The organism is Lysobacter sp. Hz25, from assembly GCF_046097045.1.
GTDB classification, from domain to species: Bacteria; Pseudomonadota; Gammaproteobacteria; order Xanthomonadales; family Xanthomonadaceae; genus Lysobacter; species Lysobacter antibioticus_B.
The window spans coordinates 4,706,036-4,724,805 of the sequence record NZ_CP175666.1; the positions used below are offsets into that span (position 1 = coordinate 4,706,036).

The window sequence follows — 18,770 nt, forward strand, 5'->3', positions numbered from 1 at the left end:
GGGATTTTTCATACGGGACATCCCTGTCCCGATGAAAAACGGCGCGCATCCCTGCGCGCCGCCCTCCGGGTCTTCGATTGCCTTCGCTAGTGCTAGGCGACGCACAGCAACAGCCAAAGCCAAAGCCAAAGCCAAAGCCAAAGCCAAAACGATGGCCGAGGACGGGATTTGAAGTCGGCTGCGAAGTATCCTCGCCATCGAAAGTTCGCGGTCGCGGCTTACGCCGCTCCTACAGTGGTCGATCACCGTTGCGGTTGCGGTTGCGGTTGCGGTTGCGGTTGCCGTGAAAGCTTGGCGTGGCAATGAGCTACGATGCGATCGTAGACCCGGAGGGCGCCGCACAGGACGTGCGGCGTTTTCCGATAAGACAAGGATGTCTTATCGGAAAATCCCGGCGACAGTTGCGAACTCGCAGGGGAGCTTCGTCAAGGAGAGCCCTTTTCTTTGGTTACCTTTCTTTTGGGCTTAGCAAAAGAAAGTAACCCGGTCGCGTCAGCGGACGGAAGCTTTAGATGTTGCTTCACCGCTCTGCGGCAAGGTGCGCAGCAACCCCGAGCTGCGCGATCGCGGCTTGTGACCGAAGGAAATCCAGTAGGACGCCGCTCCTACCCTGCGACAGATCAAGGCTTCGATCAATGACGGCGGCTAGGCGACCTCTGCGCATTCCGCGGTCGCGGCTCACGCCGCTCCTACAAGAGGAGGACGACTCACGCCGCAGCCCCGCACCGCTACTGCAACTGATAAGAGAAACTCAGGTTCCAGCGCGCCTTGCGGTCGTCGGCCTCCAGCGGCAGGTCCGCGGTCGGTCGGGCGTAAGCGAAGTCGACGTTGTAGTGGCGATTGTCGGACAGACGGATGCCGAGCCCGACCGAGCCGAGTTTGTCGATCGGCGGGCGGCCTTCGGTCATCGACACTTGGGCGTGCTGGACGACCAGATAGGGGGACACCGATTTCAACCAGCGCGACTGCGGGCGGTAGTTGCGGCTGAGTTCCAGCGACAACCCCCAGCCCTTGTCGGCCGACACTTCGCCGGGGTCGTAGGCCAAAGCGAAACGCGAGGCACCGAAGCTGATCTGCTCGGACGAAGGCAAGCGGTTGCGGCTGTACTGGGCGATGCCGCGCAGGATCGCCAGGTAGCGTTGGTCGGCCCAGCTGCGGCTCTGCGCGTAACCGAGGTTGTAGCGCCGGAACGAAACATCGTTCGGCGAGGCGAATTCGACGCCGGCGACGTTGGTCACCGTGCTCGCCGAGGCGCCCCAGGCATCGAGGCCGCGCGCGATCGACAGGCTGATCTGGCGCGCGCTGTTCTTCTTGGCCTTGGTGTAATCCAAGCTCGCCTGCAACACGCGGGTCTTGGAGCGCTGCTGCAGGGTCGCACCGGTCGCGGTGTTGCGGTAGGCATCGACCTGATCGGCGCCGTAGATGCCCGCGCCGATGAAGATCGAGCGCTCGTTGCGCAGCAGCCAGGGATAACGCGCAGCGAACGCCAGGCGGTCCTGTTCGACGCGGTGATCGAGGAAATCCGGCAACGGCGTGCGGCTGGCCGGTTCGCCGCGATAACGCGAACCGTCGACGCGACCGATCCAGCCGTCGCTGCCGAACAACTGCGAATAGCCGGCACCGTAGAAACGCTCGTCGCCGCGGCCGTCGGGATACAGCGTCGACAAGGTCCACTGCTCGGCCAACGGCGTCAGCGCATTGAGCTGCAGATTCATCAGCCCCTGGGTGCCGGGATGATTGAACTCCAGCGCCCAGGTGGCGTCGTAACGCTTGCCTCCGACGTTCAGTTCCAGCGCGGTCGCGCCGTCGGTGGTGGTCGGCGCGGGCACGTTGATCGCCATCTTCGCGCCGGGCAGGAAACCCAGGATCTGCGAGTAACGCTCGAAGGTGGCCTGGCGCAGCGGCCGGTCGTCGAGGATGTGCTGGGCGATCGCGCGGATCTTGCGCTCGAGCTTGCCCGGCTTGCCGCTCAGGCGCAGCTCGGCGACGTAGCCTTCGACCGCGATCACGCGGACCACGCCATTGGCGAAATCCTGAGTGGGCACATAACAGAACGACAGCGCGTAGCCGTGTTCGCGATACAGCTTGCTGCAGGCTTCGGCGGCCTGCAGCAATTCGGCGACGGTGATGTTCTTGCCGGCGAGCGGACTGAACACCGCCGCGACCTGCTCGAACGGGATCGCCTTGACCCCGGACACGTCGAATTTGCTCGGCGTGATCTGCACGGCGAGCAAGGCGGCCATTTCGGGATTCTGTTGCGGTGCGACCGTGGTGCTGACCTTCGGATCGGTCTTTGGCAACGGTGCCTGCGGCAGGGTCTGCAACGGGTTGCCGGTCGGCAGGCGGTCCTGGGAATACGCCGGCAAGGTCGAATACAAAAGCGCGGTGACCGTCAGCGCGAGTAGGTAGCGTTTTCCCGAAAGGCCTGTTCGCATGCACGCGCCCCTGCGTTTAGCGTGGTCCATCCAGCGGAAGATCGGCATTGGAATGGCGCGCCCGCCATGCGGCGGAACGCGCCTCCCCAAGACTCATGCGTTCACCATACGCCGTTGTTGCGCGACGGGAACGGGCCTGTGCCCGTTCCCGCGCGTTGCATCACAAACTTGCGTTCAAGGCTTCTTCTTGAGAAGGCCGGTACCGAGCAGGCCACCTTGGTTGGTGGTGCCGCCGAGCAGGCCGCTGCCGGTGCTGGTGCCATTGAGCCCGGTCGCCCCGGCCACGCCGTTGACGACCGTGCTCAGCCCCTGGGTAACCGGCTGCAAAGGACCATTGACCGCTGCAGTCGCCGTCGTGCCGACCGTAGTCACGCCACCGCCGACGCTGGTCACCGCGCCGGCGACCAAGCCGGTGACCGGCGCCAACGGCGTGGTAGCGCCGGTGCTGGCCAATGCCGAGCCCACGCCGCCGACCGTGCCGCCGAGACCGGCGACGCCGCTGGTCACGCCAGCTGCGGTCACGCCGACTGGATTGGCGATGCTGCCGGCATTGCCCATGCCTGCGGTGATGCCCGCGCCGACCGTGCCGAGGTTGCCGCTGACGCCCTGTACCGCGCCACCGAGTACGCCGGCCGCGCCGCCCGGAACCGGAACGCCGCTGAGCTGCGCACCGACCGTGCCGCCCGCCGCGGCTACGCCGCTGGTCGTGCCGCCCACACTACGCGAGACATTGGCGACGAGGTTGCTGCCGCCGCTGCCGCCGTTGGTGCCGCCGTTGGCCTGGCCGATGCCGGCGACCGGGGTCAGCACATTGCTGAGTGCGCCGGTCAGCGCCTGTCCGCTCGGGCCTTCGATCAGGCCGCCGACCTTCGGCGCGAGGCCTTTGACCTGCGTGCCGACGCCGGAGACCAAGGCACCGGCGGTGCTGGTCAACGGCTGGATCGGCGAGCCCTGGAAGGCGCCCACGGTCGCGACCGTCTTGCCGAGGTCGTCGACGGTGGTACCGACGTTGACCACTACGTTGTCGACGCCGGCCGCGGTCGTGCCGACCGGATTGGAGATATTGCCGATCTGGCCGAGACCGCTGCTGGTCGCTTGACCGAGCGCGGTGATCGTGTCGCCGACATCGTCGACCACAGTGCCCAGCCCCCGCGTGGTCGGAGTGCTGCCGCCGAGCAGAGCCTGATTCGGGATTTGCGCGCCCAGCCCGCTGATCGCGCCGCCTACGCCGGTGAGCAAACCGCCACCGGTGGTGACGACCGAGCCGACTACGCCGCCGGGCGGAGTGGTGGTGCTGCCGGGAGGATTGCCTGGACCGCCAGGCGTGCCGGGGCCACCGGGATTGCCCGGGCCACCGCCGCCGCCGGAACCACCACCGCCAGAGCCGCCACCGCCAGAGCCGCCGCCGCCCGAGCCACCGCCGCCGGAACCTCCACCACCCGTGCCGCCGCCTCCTGAGCCGCCGCCGCCCGAACCGCCACCCCCGTCGCCGCCCCCCCCGGGATTAGGATTGAAACTCGATTTGACGCCGCCCGAACCCGAGCAACCCGTGGTCGATACCGTGACCGTCAGGATGCAGGCTGCAAGCAGGCTGTAGGAAAGGGCCTTACGAATGCTTTGAGATTCCATTGCGTTCCTCCGAATGCAGCCTGAGCTGCCTCGTGCGCGAATGTGTCGCTACGCCTGCGTTCGCTAGATCGCGATACCGGCAAGCTCCCCTATCACACTTACAGTTGCCGTTCTGGTGTGTAGTGGGTCAAGGCTGCTCCGATCCATCGTTTATAAAGTGTGACGATCATCACGTTTATATAGCGACGCTCGCATATTTCCGATGACCGGTTAATTCGGTGAGAAAGAGTGATTTTCGTTCATCGGACGGCGCTGGAACGCGAGTTTGACGAAGTAACGGACAAGGCCCTGCGCAACCGTACGGTTAAGCCCTTCAGCGTTCTGAATGCGAACATGAAATCACCACTCAAACGTGCCTTCTGCGCACCCCAGACCCACGTCGGCACGGCCACGGCGGCGAGGCGCGAACTCGCTCGTCACGCGGCTTTCTTCTTTTGGACGGTCATGCAGTAAGCGTTATCGGCGTAATCATGATTTATGCACGATGGCTGATGCGCGGACCGGTTTCACCACTCGACCGTGCCGCGAACCACCGCCTGCACGCGCCCGCCGATCCACACTTCGCGTTCGTCGTCGATGCGGATCTCGATGCAGCCATCGCGGCCGACCTCGCGCCCCTGGCTGATCTGGTAGGCATCGCCAGCCTCGATGCGGCCGGCGGCGAGCAAGGCCGTCGCGATCGCCGCATTGGCGCTGCCGGTCACCGGGTCTTCGGCGATGCCGTCGCTCGGGCAGAAGGCCCGCACCACGTAGGCGAATCCGGGCTCCCGGGTTCGCGCGAACACCGCCAGGCCGAGCGCATCCTCGCCGCTCAAGGCCTGGATCGCCGCCAGGTCGGGGCGCATGCCGCGTACCGCGGCGGCATCGGCGAGTTCGGCCACCCACCAACGCGGTCCGTTGTCCCACAACGCCGGCACCAGCGGACCCCATGACACTCCGGCCAACGCCGCGTCGAGCAAGGCCTGCTTGTCGTCGCCGGTAACGCAACGCTGCGCGCGCGGCGTGCGGATGCTGACCCGCAAACCGTTCGCGTCGTGAACGATGCGCACCGGCAAATGCCCGGCCGCGCACTGCTGCACCAAGGCTTCGCTGCGCGGCGACACGCGTCCCGCATCGAGCACCGCCCAGGCCGCGCCGATGCTCGGATGACCGGCGAACGACAGCTCCTGGCGCGGGGTGAAGATGCGCACCCGATAATCGGCGCCCTCGTCGGGAGGCAGCAGGAAAATCGTTTCCGGCAGATGCGTCCAGGCCGCGAACGACTGCATCGCCTCGCTGTCGAGGCCTTGCGCATCGAACACCACCGCGAGCGGATTGCCCGCACCGATGCGGTGGGCGAAGACGTCGAGTTGCAGAAAGCGGCGCAGGCTCATGGAGGCCGAGAGTACAGCCCGCGGCGCATGCATTCATGTGCCCTCGGCACGATTGACGCGATGCTCGGCGAAGTCATCGCCGCTTGCGTCGAACCCATGCGGCCGAAGCGCATGTCATCGTGCGCGCGGTGCGACGACGGTGCAGCGCAAGGGCGCGGCCAGGACGGCCGCCCCCTTGCGTTGCGGGCCTGCGATCAATCGCAGAACCAGGTCCGCTTCTGGAAGATCGCAGTGCTCTCGCCCCAGGAGCTGTACTGGCCGCCGCAGCTGGCGACGGCGCCGCCGACTTCTTCGCCGGCTTCGTTGAAATACAGAATCGAATAACCCTGCCACGGAGGCGCGGCCTTGACGCTGCCGGCCAGCACCAACCCACCCAGCACCACCGCCGCCACTGCAGTTGCGATAAGACGCATCGTCGTTCTCCCCTTGCCTGATTCGTGCTCCGTCGGGCCATGCCTCGCCGGAGCGCTGGAAACCCCGCGACGTTCGCGCAAAGAGGAAAGCCCCGGAAGACCGGAGCTTTCCTGCGGCGCGGACGCCGCGAACCGTATGCGCGACGCCTCAGCTTTCGGCTGCGCAGCCCTGCACGAAACGCTTGTTCTCGGTGGTCTGGCCCCAACGGCCGTCGGCGGCGCCGCAGCCGGCGGTCCACTTGCCGACCTGCGCGCCTTCGGCGTTGTAGTAGTACCAGGTGCCCTGCCAGTTGTAGGCCAGTGCATTGAACGACACGCCACCCACCATCGCCACCGCCATGACGGCAGCGAACAATCCGATACGACGCATGCGATTTCTCTCCCGATTGCGCGGCGTCATTCGCCGCTCGGGCACCTTATGCCAGCGCGCGAGCGCAGCGGCACGATCGGACGCCCGAGCTTGTATCCACTTATCGAAATCGTGATTGCTATCGCTATTGGCCGTTTTGCCGCTGCGTAAAGCGCCGGCAATCGCAATCCAGGCGACGCGACGGAGCGAATCTGCGAGGTCGTCGTGGCGCATTCAGCCGCGCCGATGGTGCAGCGCACGACGCGTTGCGCGAACGAGTGTTGCGTGGACAACAGCGGCGCCGCTGCTGGGTAGGAGCGGCGTCCTACTGGATTTCCTTCGGTCACAAGCCGCGACGGCGATCGATCCGATGGCGGCGCAAGCGTGAGCGCTTCGGCGCAACCATGCCCATCTCTTACCTCGGAACACTTGAGATTCGGCGTTTGCGCCGCGACGGGCGGCGGCGCGGTCGCGGCTCGCGCCGCTCCTACCCCGCCGCCGCGCGTCGGATGCCCGCGCGGCCGATCAGGCCGCGAGCAAGGCCGGCAACTGCACCGGCGCGGCGGCCAGGTGCTGGGCGCCGGCTTCACGCAGTTCGTCTTCGCTGCCGAAGCCCCACAACACGCCGATGTTGCGCATGCCGTGCTCGCGCGCGCCTTCGATGTCCATGCGCCGGTCGCCGATCATCAGGCACTGCTCCGCCGACAGTTCGAAACGACGCAAGGCTTCGGCGATCAGGTCGACCTTGTGGGTCAGGCGGCCATCGCGGCTGGAGCCGATGACGTCGTCGAAGCGGTCGCCGAACGGCAGGCCGGCGAGGATCTTGCGTGCGTTGTCTTCGTTCTTGGCGGTGACGACGGCCAGGCGATGGCCGGCGCCGTGGACCGCGTCGAGCATCTCGGCGACGCCGTCGTAGACCGAAAGCTCGGTCCAACCTTCGCGGCTGTAGCGCTCCAGGTACAAGGCCACGGCCTGCTCGACGCGGGCCTCGTCGCCGAGCAGCGGCAGGAAGCTGGTGCGCAGGGCCGGACCGATCCAGCCCCGCAACTCCGCCTGCGACGGCACCGGATACCCAAGCTGCTCGAAGGCGTACGACACGCTGCGGGTGATGCCCTCGGCCGAATCGATCAGGGTGCCGTCGAGATCGAAGAACAGGGTGATCGGCGCGCCCACGGTCAGCCCGCGCGCTGCTTGAGCGCGGTCACCGCCGGCAGTTCCTTGCCTTCGAGGAACTCGAGGAAGGCGCCGCCGCCGGTCGAGATGTAGCTGACCTCGTCGGCGATGCCGTACTTGTCGACCGCCGCCAGCGTGTCGCCGCCACCTGCGATCGAGAACGCCTTCGACGCGGCGATGGCGCGCGCCAGGGTCTGCGTGCCATGGCCGAAAGCGTCGAACTCGAACACGCCGACCGGGCCGTTCCAGACCACGGTGCCGGCGTTCTTGATCAGTTCGGCGTAGCGCGCGGCGGTGTCGGGGCCGATGTCGAGGATCATGTCCCCGGCGTCGACCGCATCGACGGCCTTGACCGTCGCCGGCGCATCGGCGGCGAACGCCGGTGCCACGACGACGTCGGTCGGCACCGGAATGTCGGCGCCGCGCGCCTTGGCGTCGGCCATGATCTGCTTGGCGGTGTCGATCAGGTCGGGCTCGACCAGCGACTTGCCGACGCTGTGGCCCATCGCGGCGATGAAGGTGTTGGCGATGCCGCCGCCGACGATCAGCTGGTCGACCTTGGACACCAGCGAAGACAACAGTTCGAGCTTGGTCGACACCTTGGAGCCGGCGACGATGGCCAGCAGCGGACGCGCCGGGTGTTCGAGCGCCTTGGCCAGCGCGTCGAGCTCGGCCATCAGCAGCGGACCGCCGGCGGCGACCTTGGCGAAACGGATCGCGCCGTGGGTCGAAGCCTGGGCGCGGTGCGCGGTGCCGAAGGCGTCCATGACGAACACGTCGCACAGCGCGGCGTACTGCTTGGACAGCGCCTCGTCGTCCTTGCCTTCGCCGACGTTCATGCGGCAGTTCTCGAGCAACACCAGCTGACCGGGCTGTACCTCGACGCCGCCGACCCAATCCTTGATCAAGGGCACTTCGATGCCGAGCAGTTCCGACAGGCGCTGCGCCACCGGCGCCAGCGAATCGGCCTGGCTCCACTGGCCTTCCTTGGGGCGGCCGAGGTGCGAGGTGACCATCACCGCCGCGCCCTTCTCCAGCGCCAGCTTCAGCGTCGGCAGCGCGGCGAGGATGCGCAGTTCGGAGGTGATGCGGCCATCGTCGATGGGGACGTTGAGATCTTCACGGATCAACACGCGCTTGCCGGCGAGATCGAGATCGGTCATGCGAACGATGGGCACGGGGCCTCCTGAGGCGATGCGGGGGATGGAATGAATCGAACTGGGGACGTGGCTCGCTCGCGGAGCCGGCGCCGGGGTGGCTATTGTCGCGGCGCGGGGGGACGAAATAAACCTTCGTGTCTGAACGGAGGCATTGGTGGGGCTTATGGGTGTGGAGACTGTTTGGTATGGAAGGACGGCCGGGCCTGTGATCGGTGCTGATTGGGCCGCGCGAGAAGGTCGAAGTGGCGCGGTCGCGGCTTGTGACCGAAGGAAATCCAGTAGGGCGCCGCTCCTACCCAAGAGCGGGCGCGTTGCCGTTGCCGTTGCCGTTGCCGTTGCCGTTGCCGTTGCCGTTGCCAAGATTTTGATCTGCTTGGCCGCTTTGCCGGTCAACCGTAGACCCGGAGGGCGGCGCACAGGACGTGCGCCGTTTTTCGATAGGACAAGGATGTCCTATCGAAAAATCCCGGCGACAGCATCGCACTCGTGGCCTGTGCCCTTGCAAGGAGAGCCCTTTTCTTTGGTTACCTTTCTTTTGGGCTTAGCAAAAGAAAGTAACCCGGCCGCATAGCGGGCGGAAGCTCTGCACTTGCTTGAAGGAGGGAGCGTCGCGAATCCACCCCTGTAGGAACGACGTAAGTCGGGACCGCGACGCCTCAATCTCGCGCCGCTGCCGGCTAGAGCCCAGGGTAGGAGCGGCGCGAGCCGCGACCGCGTCGTTTCGGTCTCGCGGCGTATCGCTCGAGCAAGATCAAGATCTAGATCCAGATCAAACGCCAAAAGCTTCCGCCACTAAAGCGGCGGGTTACTTTCTTTTGTCTAAAGCAACAAAAGAAAGGTAACCAAAGAAAAATGCTTTTCTTTGAATCACAGGCCCGCACGAGCGGTGCATCCGCGGGGATTTTTCATACGGGACATCCCTGTCCCGATGAAAAACGGCCCGCATCCTTGCGGGCCGCCCTTCGGGTCTTGTATCGCCTTCGCGAGTGCGGCACTGCGCACAGCAACAGCAACAGCAAAAACTAAAGCCGCAGCCAGAGCCAGAGCCAGAGCCAGAGCCAGAGCCAGAAAAACTAAGTCATAGCCGTGGTGAATGCGGAGCTGAAGCTGGAGCTAAAAGCAAAGCAACGCAACCGCGCTGCCGCGCGAACCCTCAAGCCACCGGCTTGGAGCTGCGCAGCAAACTGAAAGCGAACCCGGCCACGATCAGCGCGCCGGCTATCAACACCGCCCACAGCAGCCACGAGCGCCAGTCGCGCTTCGGTTCCGGCGGCACCAGGGCGGCGGGGCCGGCCAGGGCCGCGGGTTCGCCGAGGCTGGCTTCGGCCGGTTGCCAGTCTTTACCGCGGGTCTGACGCAAGGCTTCGATCAGATGCGCGAGCGGCGAGTCGGCTCGGGCGGTGCGGGCGCTGCCGGCGACCAGGGTGTACGGCGGTGCGCCCTGGGCCAGGAACACCGCGACTTCGGGGCGATAGCCCAGGCGCAGCACCGGTTCGCCGGGCACCGCGGCGTTCGCACGCAAGCGCCAGTGGCGATCGCGCACGGTCGCGGCGAGCTGGCGCGCGGCGGAGCGGTCGCCCTCGCCCTGGCCGGCGACGCGGAACGCCATCCACGGGCCGGCCTGCGGGTGCCAGCCCTGCTCGCTGTCGTCGCGGCTGTCGAGGCGCCATTCCAAGGCATGGTTGCCCGGCAGGGCAACGTCGATCTGCTGAATCGGAAAGCGCCCGTCGAGTTCGTATTCGAACGCGACGCTGCCGTCCTTCTGTTCGAGGCGACGGCCTTTCAGCTCGCGCCATTGCAACGGCGCGGCGGCGGCGTTGCCGGCCAGTTCGGCGCTGACCGCGTTGATCTGCGCGGCGGCCTTTGGGTCTTGCGGGGTCAGACGCAGGTAGCGCGCCTGTTCGCCGACGCTGTCGAAGACGATGCGCCGCTGCAGCAGGCGTTGGCCGCCGCGTTGCAGGTCGACCAGACGACCGCTGCTGCTCAGGCTGCGCCACCGATCGAGATCGTCGCTGGCCTCGACGCTATAGGCCGCATCGAGCGCGGCGCCCGGCGCCCATTCCAGTTCGAGCGCGAGGATCGGCCGGCGCAAGCGGCTGGCGTCGATCAACAAGGCGGTCTGCGGCAAGCGCGTGGTGTCGCTGGCGGTGCTGCGCGCTTCGACGCGGCGCAGACGGCCGTCGGTCTCGACTTCGCTGATCAACTCCCAACCCTGGGTCGCCGAGTCCGGCGGCGAGGCCGGCAAGGCGAACCACGGCAAGGCCACGCGCTGCGGCGCGCGCGCCAAGGGCTGTTCGGGCGCGAACACCGAGGCCGGCACCGGCGTGCCGCTGCCGTCGAGCACCTCGATGTCGCGCAGCTGCGGGCTCTGCGCCTGCCGATAGACGTTCTCGTCGAGCACGACGCGATAGGCGCCGCCGTCGTCGCGGCTGAGGTTCAAGGGCCATTGCCGCGCGTAGTCCTCGCGCGGGCCGGCCCAGGCCAACAGCGGCACCGCGGCGAGCAACCAGGCGCTGCGGCGCAACCCGGAAATCGTACTCATGAAATCGTGCTCATGCCTGGGCCTCGTGAGTGCCGCGGTCGGGGCGGTCGGGACGGGTGTCGTCGTACGGCGGCGCCGGCGCACCGGGCGGCGCCGGGGCGAAATAGCCGACCAAAGTGCACAGCAGGCCGTAGGCGATGAACGAGGCGATGCCGAGCAGGTTGCCGAGATGGCCGCGATCGACCAGCACCAACTTGGCCAACACCACCGCCATCAGCAACGCACCGGCCAGCCACAGACCGCGCTGGCCGCGGCGCGAACCGGCGATCCAGCCGGCTACGCCGAGCACGCTCCAGACCACGGTCAAACTGGTCTGCACCAGGCTGGTCGAGAACATCGACGACGACCATGCCACTCCGCCCCAGTAATGCGCGCTGCGCAGCACTTCGACGGTGATCAGGACGAAACCGGCGGCGGCAAGCAGGGGCACGCGGCGGCGGCGCAGTACGGCGCCGACCAGCGGCGAGGCCAGCCAGGCCCCGAACACCGTCAACACCGCCCACTGCATCAGGCCGAGCGGGTTGACCAGGGGCAGCCACATCAGCGGACGCGGATTGGCCGGCGTGGCGAGGGTGAAGCCGATCGCCAACGCCAGCACGATCGCGAACGAGGCCATCAGCGGCGCCCGCCAGGCGGCGAAGCGCTGCGGCAAGGGCTGTGCGACCAGACCCGGGCGCCACAGGATCGCCGCGGCCATGACCAGCATCGGCAGCAACAAGGCCGCGACGGTCCAGCCGGTGCCGAGCACGGGAATGCCGTTGCGCTCCCACAAGGTCGACACGCGCAGCAGAGTCATGCCGATCGCCAGCGCCCAGGCCCACCACCAGCCCGAATGCCCCATGCCGAGTTCGCCGCCGGCGCGTTCGCGCAGGCCGCTCAAGTTGCGCCAACCGAGCACGGCATACAGCGCCCAGGCCAGCCAACCGAGTCCGGCCAGCGGGTAGTCGTGCTGTTCGGTCTGCAGGAACAGCAAGGGCAGCGCGGACAACAACGCGAATACCGCGGTCAGCGACAAGGCTTTCCAGGCATGGCGACGGAACACCTCGGCGGCGATGCAACCGCTGGCGGCGGTCAGCATCAGCACCGCATCGGCGCTGTGGCGGTCGGCGACGAAGTCGGCGATCTCGCTGCCGGCCGCACCGAGCCACCAGGCCAGGCCCCACAGGTAGTACGGCAAGGCCGGCCCCGGGCTGTCGCTGCGGCGGTGGCTCCAGGCGCTGGCGAAACCGGCGATGGCGATCAGCAAGGCGCCGGCGAAGCTGGCGTTAAGCACCGGTACCTCCGCGTCCCAGACCGCATCGCTGGCGCCGATCACGAAGGCGAAAGCCGCCGCGCCCTGCAGCAGGAAACCGACCAGTTGCGGCAAGCGACGTTGCTGGCGCAAGCCCAGCCAGACCATCGCCGCGCCTTCGAGCGCGAACACGCAGGCGGTGGCCTCGGCGGCGAGCGCGAGCGGAATGGCCAAGGTCGCGAAGCCCACCGCGAGCAAGGCATACGGCGTCGACAAGGCGAGGAAACGCTCGTCGCGACGCAGCCACCAGGCCAGCGCCGCGTACAACGCGCCCAAGCCCAGCGCGCAGAACGCCAGCGGCATGCGCTCGCCTTCGAGCAGGCCGGCCTGCAGCGAAAACGCGACCAGCGGCGTGCCGAACACCAGGCAGCCGTCGATGAGGTCGCGGCGCCCGGCCGGACGCTTGCGCGCATACAGCACCGGGATCAACAGATAGAAGGCGAAGAACAGCAGCAGGAAGGGTTCGGAGGTAGAGAAATGCTCGGGGCGGTACTTGAGCACGCCCCACAAGGTGCCGATGCCCCAGGTGAAGACGAAGCCGAGCAAGTTGAGCACGCGCCACGGCCGCCACCAGGCGATCGCGAAGATGCCGGCATTGAGCACGGCGTAGTAACCGAACAGGGCGACGTGGTTGCCGGAACCGGTCGACAGCCAGATCGGCGCGAGGAAGCCGGCGAGGATCGCGAACACCGCCAGCGCCATCGCGTTCTGCTTCACCGCCAGCACGCCGGCGCCGGCCACCAGCACCACGCTGAGCGCGAACGCCGCGCCGGCCGGCATCAGCTGGTACAGCTTGAACGCCGCGAACACCACCAACAGCAGGACGCCGATGGCGCCGCCCTGCAGGCTCAGGGCGAAACTGCGCTTGCGTTCGCGCTGGCGCCAACCGAACACCAGCCCGGCCATCGCCGCCAGGGCGACGCCCGCCAGGCGCAGTTCGATCGGCAGGTGCAGCCAGCCCTGATCGGTCGCGTACTTCAACAACGCGGCGACGCCGGCGAACAACACCAGCATGCCGACCTTGACCGGCACGTTGCCTTCGGTGAACCAGCGCCGCAGCCAGCGCGCGGCGACGGTGAACACGTCCGGCGGCGGCGGTGCGGCGGGTGCGCGCGCGGCTGCGGGCGCTACGCGCGCGGCGACCGGACGGGCGGCGACGTCCTGCGGCAGCGGCGGCGGCACGCTCGCGACCGTCGGCGGCGTGGGCGCCGAGACCGGCGGAACGGTTTGCGGTGGCGCGGTCGTGGGAGGAGCGGCCGCGGGAACGACGGGCCGCGGCGGACGGACCGCCTGCGTTGTCGGCGGCGGCGCTTCGCGCGCGATCCGCTCGGCCAGGGTCTCGTCCTCGCGGCGGCCGGATCTGGCCGCGCCATGCGATTCGGCTTGCTGCGCCACGCGACGCTCGAGTTCGGATACGCGCGACTTCAATCCGGCGACTTGCACCAGCGCCACCACGAGCAGGATCGGCACCAGCAACAACCCCAGTGCCACTAAAACGATCAGTGCTTCCATCACCCGTCCCTGTTCCGTGCATCGTGCGCTTGGTCACGAACGTTACACCAAGCCGCAAGCCTTGAAGGACAAGGCTTCACGCATTCTATACACAGCTTGTTCACCACATATCGCGTTGACGGAATCGATAAACCACACTATGTTGTGCCCGTCGGTGCTGATCGCGAGATTGGCTCAATAGGGAAGCCGGTAAGGACGCAGCCAGCGCGACGTCCAAAGCCGGCGCTGCCCCGCAGCGGTATGGGAAACGAACGCTACCAAGCACTGGACGCGCCTCGCGTCTGGGAAGCGGTAGCCAGTAGGAGACGCGAGTCGTCGTGTCCCGAGCCCGAAGACCTGCCGACAGCCGCGCGTTGCACACCGCGCGGTACCGGCCCAGGAGTCTTCGGGGGAAGACGGCCGGTGTCGCAGCACGATGGCTCCGCCGTCGTGCTCGTTCCGTTGCGGCGCCGCCACGCGCGCCGACGCGGGATGCGCCCGTCTCGGGCCGCGCGACACCTCGCCTGCAAGCTCCCGAGTTCCGCGCCCGCGGGGGCTCGGCCGTGCCATCGACGACGCCGCTGCGCGGCCGGTCGTCGCTGGCGCGTCCGCGTTCTCCGCGCGTCGCCCTTCGCGGGAAGGTCGGCGACCCGTGCACCCACGCCCCGGAGTTACGCCATGACCACGCTCGCACCCGAATCGTCCGCCGCCTCCCCCGCCGCCGACACTGCCGCCAAACCCGCCCGCGACCCGCAAGCCGATACCGGCTTCGCGCTGACCCCGCCCGCGGCCAACCTGACCATGAGCGTGACCAAGCGCAACGGCCGCCGCGAGCCGGTCGACCTGAACAAGATCGTGCGCGCGGTGACCCGCAGCGGCGAGAACCTGTACGCCGTCGACCCGATGCGCGTGGCCACCCGCACCATCTCCGGCCTGTACGACGGCGCGACCACGCGCGAACTCGACGAGTTGTCGATCCGCACCGCCGCCCTGCTGACCGCCGAAGAACCCGAATACGGCCGCCTCGCCGCGCGCCTGCTCGCCGGCGTGATCGAGAAGGAAGTCGCCGGCATCGAGATCCATGCGTTCTCGCAGTCGGTCCAGCGCGGCTTCGACCTGGGCCTGATCAACCAGCGTCTGCTCGACTTCGTCCAGGCCAATGCGCGCAAGCTCAACGACGCGATCGACCGCAACCTCGACGCCAAGTTCGACTACTTCGGCCTGCGCACCCTGTACGACCGCTACCTGCTGCGCCATCCGACCGCGCGTACCGTCATCGAGACCCCGCAGCAGTTCTTCCTGCGCATCGCCTGTGCGCTGAGCGAAGACGTCGGCGACGCACTCGCCCTGTACCGGCGCATGGCCCAGCTCGACTACATCCCGAGCTCGCCGACCCTGTTCAACGCCGGCACCACCCACGAGCAACTGTCGAGCTGCTTCCTGCTCGATTCGCCCGACGACTCGCTGGAAGCGATCTACAAGCGCTACATGGACGTGGCCAAGCTCAGCAAGTTCAGCGGCGGCATCGGCCTGAGCTACACCCGCATCCGTTCGCGCGGTTCGCTGATCCGCTCGACCAACGGCCTCAGCAACGGCATCGTGCCGTGGCTGAAGACCCTCGATGCCTCGGTCGCCGCGGTCAACCAGGGCGGCAAGCGCAAGGGCGCGGCCTGCGTCTACCTGGAGCCGTGGCATGCCGACGTCGAGGAGTTCCTCGAACTGCGCGACAACACCGGCGACGAAGCGCGCCGCACTCACAACCTCAACCTCGCCAACTGGATTCCCGACGAATTCATGCGCCGCGTCGAGGCCGACGCCGACTGGTCGCTGTTCGATCCGTCCAAGGTGCCGCAGCTGACCGACCTGTGGGGCGAGGCCTTCGACCGCGCCTATCACGCCGCCGAAGCGGCCGGCCTGGCGACCAAGAAGGTCAAGGCGCGCGACATCTACGGCCGGATGATGCGCACCCTGGCGCAGACCGGCAACGGCTGGATGAACTTCAAGGACAAGTCCAACCGCGCCTCCAACCAGACCCTGCGCGACGGCAACGTCATCCACCTGTCCAACCTGTGCACCGAAATCCTCGAGGTCACCTCGCAGGACGAGACCGCGGTCTGCAACCTGGGCTCGATCAACCTCTCGCACCACGTCGAGATGTACGAGGATGGCAAGGGCGCGTTCGATTTCGACAAGCTCGCCGAGACCGTGCGCCTAGCCGTGCGCCAGCTCGACCGCGTGATCGACCTGAACTTCTACCCGATCGAGACCGCGCGCCGCGCCAACCTCAAGTGGCGCCCGGTCGGCCTGGGCTCGATGGGCCTGCAGGACGTGTTCTTCAAGCTGCGCCTGCCGTTCGACTCCGAACCGGCGCGCAAGCTCGCCCAGGAGATCGCCGAGGCGATCTACTTCCACGCTCTGTCGGCGTCGAACGAGCTGGCGATGGAACACGGCAAGCACCCGTCCTTCGCCGACACCCGCGCTTCGGTCGGCGAGCTGCAGTTCGAAGCCTGGGGCGTGACCCCGTCGCAGCCCGAGCGTTGGGACGCCCTGCGCAAGCGCATCGCCGAGCACGGCCTGCGCAACTCGCTGCTGATCGCGATCGCGCCGACCGCGACCATCGCCTCGATCGCCGGCTGCTACGAGTGCATCGAGCCGCAGGTGTCGAACCTGTTCAAGCGCGAGACCCTGTCGGGCGACTTCCTGGTCGTCAACAAGTACCTGGTCGAAGAGCTCAAGAAGCTCGGCCTGTGGACCGCGGAAATGCGCGACCGGATCAAGATGGCCGAAGGCTCGATCCAGTCGGTGACCGAAGTGCCGGACGCCCTGCGCCAGGTCTATCGCACCGCCTGGGAACTGCCGATGCGCTCGCTGATCGACATGGCCGCCGAGCGCGGCGCGTATATCGACCAGAGCCAGTCGCTCAACCTGTTCATCGAAAGCCCGAACATCGGCCAGCTCAGCTCGATGTACATGTACGCCTGGAAAAAGGGCCTGAAGACCACGTATTACCTGCGTTCGCGCCCGGCCACCAAGATCGCCAAGACCACGGTCAGCGCACCGGCGACGCCGAAGCCGGAGCTCGTGCCGGTGGAGTTCAGCGCCAGCGAGGCGATCGCGTGCTCGTTGGAAAATCCCGAGTCTTGCGAGGCTTGCCAGTAATCCGCTCTGCTCCCTCTCCCGCTTGCGGGAGAGGGCCGGGGTGAGGGCCGCCGCACCGCCCAGCTCGCGCAGTCGACGATCCTCGCGCGCCCTCATCCGCCCTCCGGGCACCTTCTCCCGCAAGCAGGAGAAGGGATAAGCAACCTCTCCCGCATTCGGAGGGGACAGTAATCCAAGGAACCACCATGTCCACCGATTCAAATCGCCTGCTCCTCGACCCCGGTTTCGATCTCACTTTGCGGCCGATGCGCTATCCGCACTTCTACGAGATGTACCGCGATGCGATCCGCAACACCTGGACCGTCGAGGAAGTCGATTTCTCCCAGGACGTCAACGATCTCAAGCACAAGTTCGGCCCGGCCGAGCGGCATTTGATCGAACGCCTGGTCGCATTCTTCGCCACCGGCGACAGCATCGTCTCCAACAACCTGGTGCTGAACCTGTACCAGCACATCAACGCGCCGGAAGCGCGCATGTACCTGTCGCGGCAGTTGTACGAGGAAGCGCTGCACGTGCAGTTCTACCTGACCCTGCTCGACACCTACCTGCCCGATCCGAACGAGCGCGCCAAGGCCTTCGATGCGGTCGAGAACATCCCCTCGATCCGCGCCAAGGCCGAGTTCTGCTTCCGCTGGATCGATTCGATCCAGGGCCTGCGGCGCATCGAAACCCGCGATCAGCGCCGCCAGTTCCTGCTCAACCTGATCTGCTTCGCCGGCTGCATCGAAGGCCTGTTCTTCTTCGCCGCCTTCGCCTATGTCTATTACCTGCGTTCGCGCGGCCTGCTCAACGGTCTGGCCTCGGGCACCAACTGGGTGTTCCGCGACGAGAGCTGCCACATGGCGTTCGCGTTCGAAGTCATCCGCACCGCGCGCGAGGAAGAACCCGACCTGTTCGACGCCGACCTGCGCGCGCAGGTGGTGAAGATGTTCGAGGAAGCGGTCGAATGCGAATACCAGTTCGCCCGCGACGTGCTGTCCGGCGGCGTGGTCGGCCTGTCGCTGAAGGACATGCGCCAGTACCTGGAGTATTGCGCCGACCAGCGCATGGCCCAGCTCGGCATGCCCAAGCATTTCGGCTCGACCAACCCCTTCGCCTTCATGGACCTGCAGGACGTGCAGGAAGTGACCAACTTCTTCGAGCGCCGCGTCTCGGCCTATCAGGTCGGCGTGCAGGGCGAAGTCGCCTTCGACGAAGCGTTCTGAGTCTGTTCGGCACGGTCCGCTTCGCTTAAAGCGCCTTCCGCGCCCTTGAGCCCTCTCCTGCTTGCGGGAGAGGGGTTGGGGTGAGGGCGCGCCGCCGCATCGCGTACAGCGCTGCAATCCCGCATCGCCGCATCGAGTACGTCGCCTCTTGAATCTCCCCGAGCTCCCCATGACCGAAGCGCGCATGACCGAGATCGTCTTCCCCGACCACACCAACCACCTGGGCACGCTGTTCGGCGGCCAGGCGCTGGCATGGATGGACAAGGCCGCCTTCATCGCCGCCTCGCGCTACGCCCGTCGCACGGTGGTCACCGCGCGTTCGGAGCAGATCGACTTCCATACCGCCGTGCCCAAGGGCGCGTTGGTCGAGCTGATCGCGCGCGTGGTCGAGACCGGCCGCACCTCGATGCAGGTCGAGGTCGAGATGCATAAGGAAGACCTGCTGTCGGGCGAGTCGCAACTCGCCACCCGCGGCCGCTTCACCATGATCGCGCTCGACAGCGACGGCAAGCCCACGCCGGTACCGCCGCTCGCGCGCTGAGGCGCGCGG

Annotated in this window: 14 protein-coding genes and 1 riboswitch; of the genes, 4 read left to right on the forward strand and 10 right to left on the reverse strand. The window is 67.1% G+C overall.

What is annotated here, in order from left to right; translation table 11 throughout:
• The 3 genes from ACKN61_RS19360 to ACKN61_RS19370 form a co-directional block, all read right to left on the reverse strand.
• Positions 1-246: hypothetical protein (locus ACKN61_RS19360; protein ID WP_408950840.1), on the reverse strand; the 246-nt coding region annotated here is incomplete at its 3' end.
• Between the two features lie 482 nt (positions 247-728).
• A complete protein-coding gene (locus ACKN61_RS19365) occupies positions 729-2,435 on the reverse strand; it encodes a ShlB/FhaC/HecB family hemolysin secretion/activation protein (RefSeq protein WP_408950841.1) in 1,707 nt (568 codons plus the stop codon).
• 174 nt (positions 2,436-2,609) lie between these two features.
• The gene (locus ACKN61_RS19370) at positions 2,610-4,064 is read right to left on the reverse strand and encodes a collagen-like triple helix repeat-containing protein (protein ID WP_408950842.1); all 1,455 of its coding nucleotides are present in this window, start codon (positions 4,062-4,064) and stop codon (positions 2,610-2,612) included.
• 228 nt (positions 4,065-4,292) lie between these two features.
• On the opposite strand from ACKN61_RS19370, the gene ACKN61_RS19375 reads away from it, so the two are divergent.
• Positions 4,293-4,517 (forward strand): hypothetical protein, encoded by a 225-nt coding sequence (locus ACKN61_RS19375; protein WP_408950843.1) that lies wholly within the window; start codon positions 4,293-4,295, stop codon positions 4,515-4,517.
• Positions 4,518-4,570: 53 nt separating this feature from the next.
• Here the strand turns inward: ACKN61_RS19375 and ACKN61_RS19380 are convergent, their stop codons facing one another.
• From ACKN61_RS19380 to ACKN61_RS19410, 7 genes are all read right to left on the reverse strand, one after another.
• Positions 4,571-5,437 (reverse strand): PhzF family phenazine biosynthesis protein, encoded by an 867-nt coding sequence (locus ACKN61_RS19380; protein ID WP_408950844.1) that lies wholly within the window; start codon positions 5,435-5,437, stop codon positions 4,571-4,573.
• A gap of 194 nt (positions 5,438-5,631) precedes the next feature.
• Positions 5,632-5,850 carry a DUF6289 family protein gene (locus tag ACKN61_RS19385; RefSeq protein WP_152566412.1) on the reverse strand — a complete coding sequence of 73 codons (219 nt, stop codon included), beginning with the start codon at positions 5,848-5,850 and terminating at the stop codon, positions 5,632-5,634.
• A gap of 148 nt (positions 5,851-5,998) precedes the next feature.
• Positions 5,999-6,220, reverse strand: coding sequence for a DUF6289 family protein (locus ACKN61_RS19390; RefSeq protein WP_031374090.1), 222 nt, complete (start codon positions 6,218-6,220; stop codon positions 5,999-6,001).
• A gap of 504 nt (positions 6,221-6,724) precedes the next feature.
• Positions 6,725-7,372, reverse strand: a complete 648-nt coding sequence (locus ACKN61_RS19395) for an HAD hydrolase-like protein (protein WP_408950845.1) — start codon at positions 7,370-7,372, stop codon at positions 6,725-6,727.
• Between the two features lie 2 nt (positions 7,373-7,374).
• Positions 7,375-8,550: a phosphoglycerate kinase gene (locus tag ACKN61_RS19400; protein ID WP_031374092.1), complete on the reverse strand. Its 1,176-nt coding sequence runs from the start codon at positions 8,548-8,550 to the stop codon at positions 7,375-7,377.
• A gap of 1,135 nt (positions 8,551-9,685) precedes the next feature.
• Positions 9,686-11,074 carry a DUF3999 domain-containing protein gene (locus tag ACKN61_RS19405; RefSeq protein ID WP_408950846.1) on the reverse strand — a complete coding sequence of 463 codons (1,389 nt, stop codon included), beginning with the start codon at positions 11,072-11,074 and terminating at the stop codon, positions 9,686-9,688.
• A 10-nt stretch (positions 11,075-11,084) separates the two neighbouring features.
• A complete protein-coding gene (locus ACKN61_RS19410) occupies positions 11,085-13,877 on the reverse strand; it encodes a DUF2339 domain-containing protein (RefSeq protein ID WP_408950847.1) in 2,793 nt (930 codons plus the stop codon).
• A gap of 135 nt (positions 13,878-14,012) precedes the next feature.
• Positions 14,013-14,236, forward strand: a riboswitch (cobalamin riboswitch).
• Between the two features lie 421 nt (positions 14,237-14,657).
• Between ACKN61_RS19410 and ACKN61_RS19415 the strand changes: the two genes are divergently transcribed.
• The 3 genes from ACKN61_RS19415 (at position 14,658) to ACKN61_RS19425 (ending at position 18,761) form a co-directional block, all read left to right on the forward strand.
• Positions 14,658-17,015, forward strand: coding sequence for a ribonucleoside-diphosphate reductase subunit alpha (locus ACKN61_RS19415; protein ID WP_408953870.1), 2,358 nt, complete (start codon positions 14,658-14,660; stop codon positions 17,013-17,015).
• A 185-nt stretch (positions 17,016-17,200) separates the two neighbouring features.
• Positions 17,201-18,220 carry a ribonucleotide-diphosphate reductase subunit beta gene (locus tag ACKN61_RS19420; RefSeq protein WP_408950848.1) on the forward strand — a complete coding sequence of 340 codons (1,020 nt, stop codon included), beginning with the start codon at positions 17,201-17,203 and terminating at the stop codon, positions 18,218-18,220.
• A 169-nt stretch (positions 18,221-18,389) separates the two neighbouring features.
• Entirely contained in the window at positions 18,390-18,761 is a 372-nt protein-coding gene (locus ACKN61_RS19425; protein ID WP_408950849.1) for an acyl-CoA thioesterase, read from the forward strand.
• Positions 18,762-18,770: the final 9 nt, after the last annotated feature.

Bases quoted from the DNA above. Each gene is read 5' to 3' on its own strand.
- ACKN61_RS19365 (WP_408950841.1), bottom strand. From the start codon at position 2,435: ATGCGAACAGGCCTTTCGGGAAAACGCTACCTACTCGCGCTGACGGTC.
- ACKN61_RS19370 (WP_408950842.1), bottom strand. From the start codon at position 4,064: ATGGAATCTCAAAGCATTCGTAAGGCCCTTTCCTACAGCCTGCTTGCA.
- ACKN61_RS19380 (WP_408950844.1), bottom strand. From the start codon at position 5,437: ATGAGCCTGCGCCGCTTTCTGCAACTCGACGTCTTCGCCCACCGCATC.
- ACKN61_RS19385 (WP_152566412.1), bottom strand. From the start codon at position 5,850: ATGCGTCTTATCGCAACTGCAGTGGCGGCGGTGGTGCTGGGTGGGTTG.
- ACKN61_RS19390 (WP_031374090.1), bottom strand. From the start codon at position 6,220: ATGCGTCGTATCGGATTGTTCGCTGCCGTCATGGCGGTGGCGATGGTG.
- ACKN61_RS19405 (WP_408950846.1), bottom strand. From the start codon at position 11,074: ATGAGTACGATTTCCGGGTTGCGCCGCAGCGCCTGGTTGCTCGCCGCG.
- ACKN61_RS19410 (WP_408950847.1), bottom strand. From the start codon at position 13,877: ATGGAAGCACTGATCGTTTTAGTGGCACTGGGGTTGTTGCTGGTGCCG.
- ACKN61_RS19415 (WP_408953870.1), top strand. From the start codon at position 14,658: ATGAGCGTGACCAAGCGCAACGGCCGCCGCGAGCCGGTCGACCTGAAC.
- ACKN61_RS19420 (WP_408950848.1), top strand. From the start codon at position 17,201: ATGTCCACCGATTCAAATCGCCTGCTCCTCGACCCCGGTTTCGATCTC.
- ACKN61_RS19425 (WP_408950849.1), top strand. From the start codon at position 18,390: ATGACCGAAGCGCGCATGACCGAGATCGTCTTCCCCGACCACACCAAC.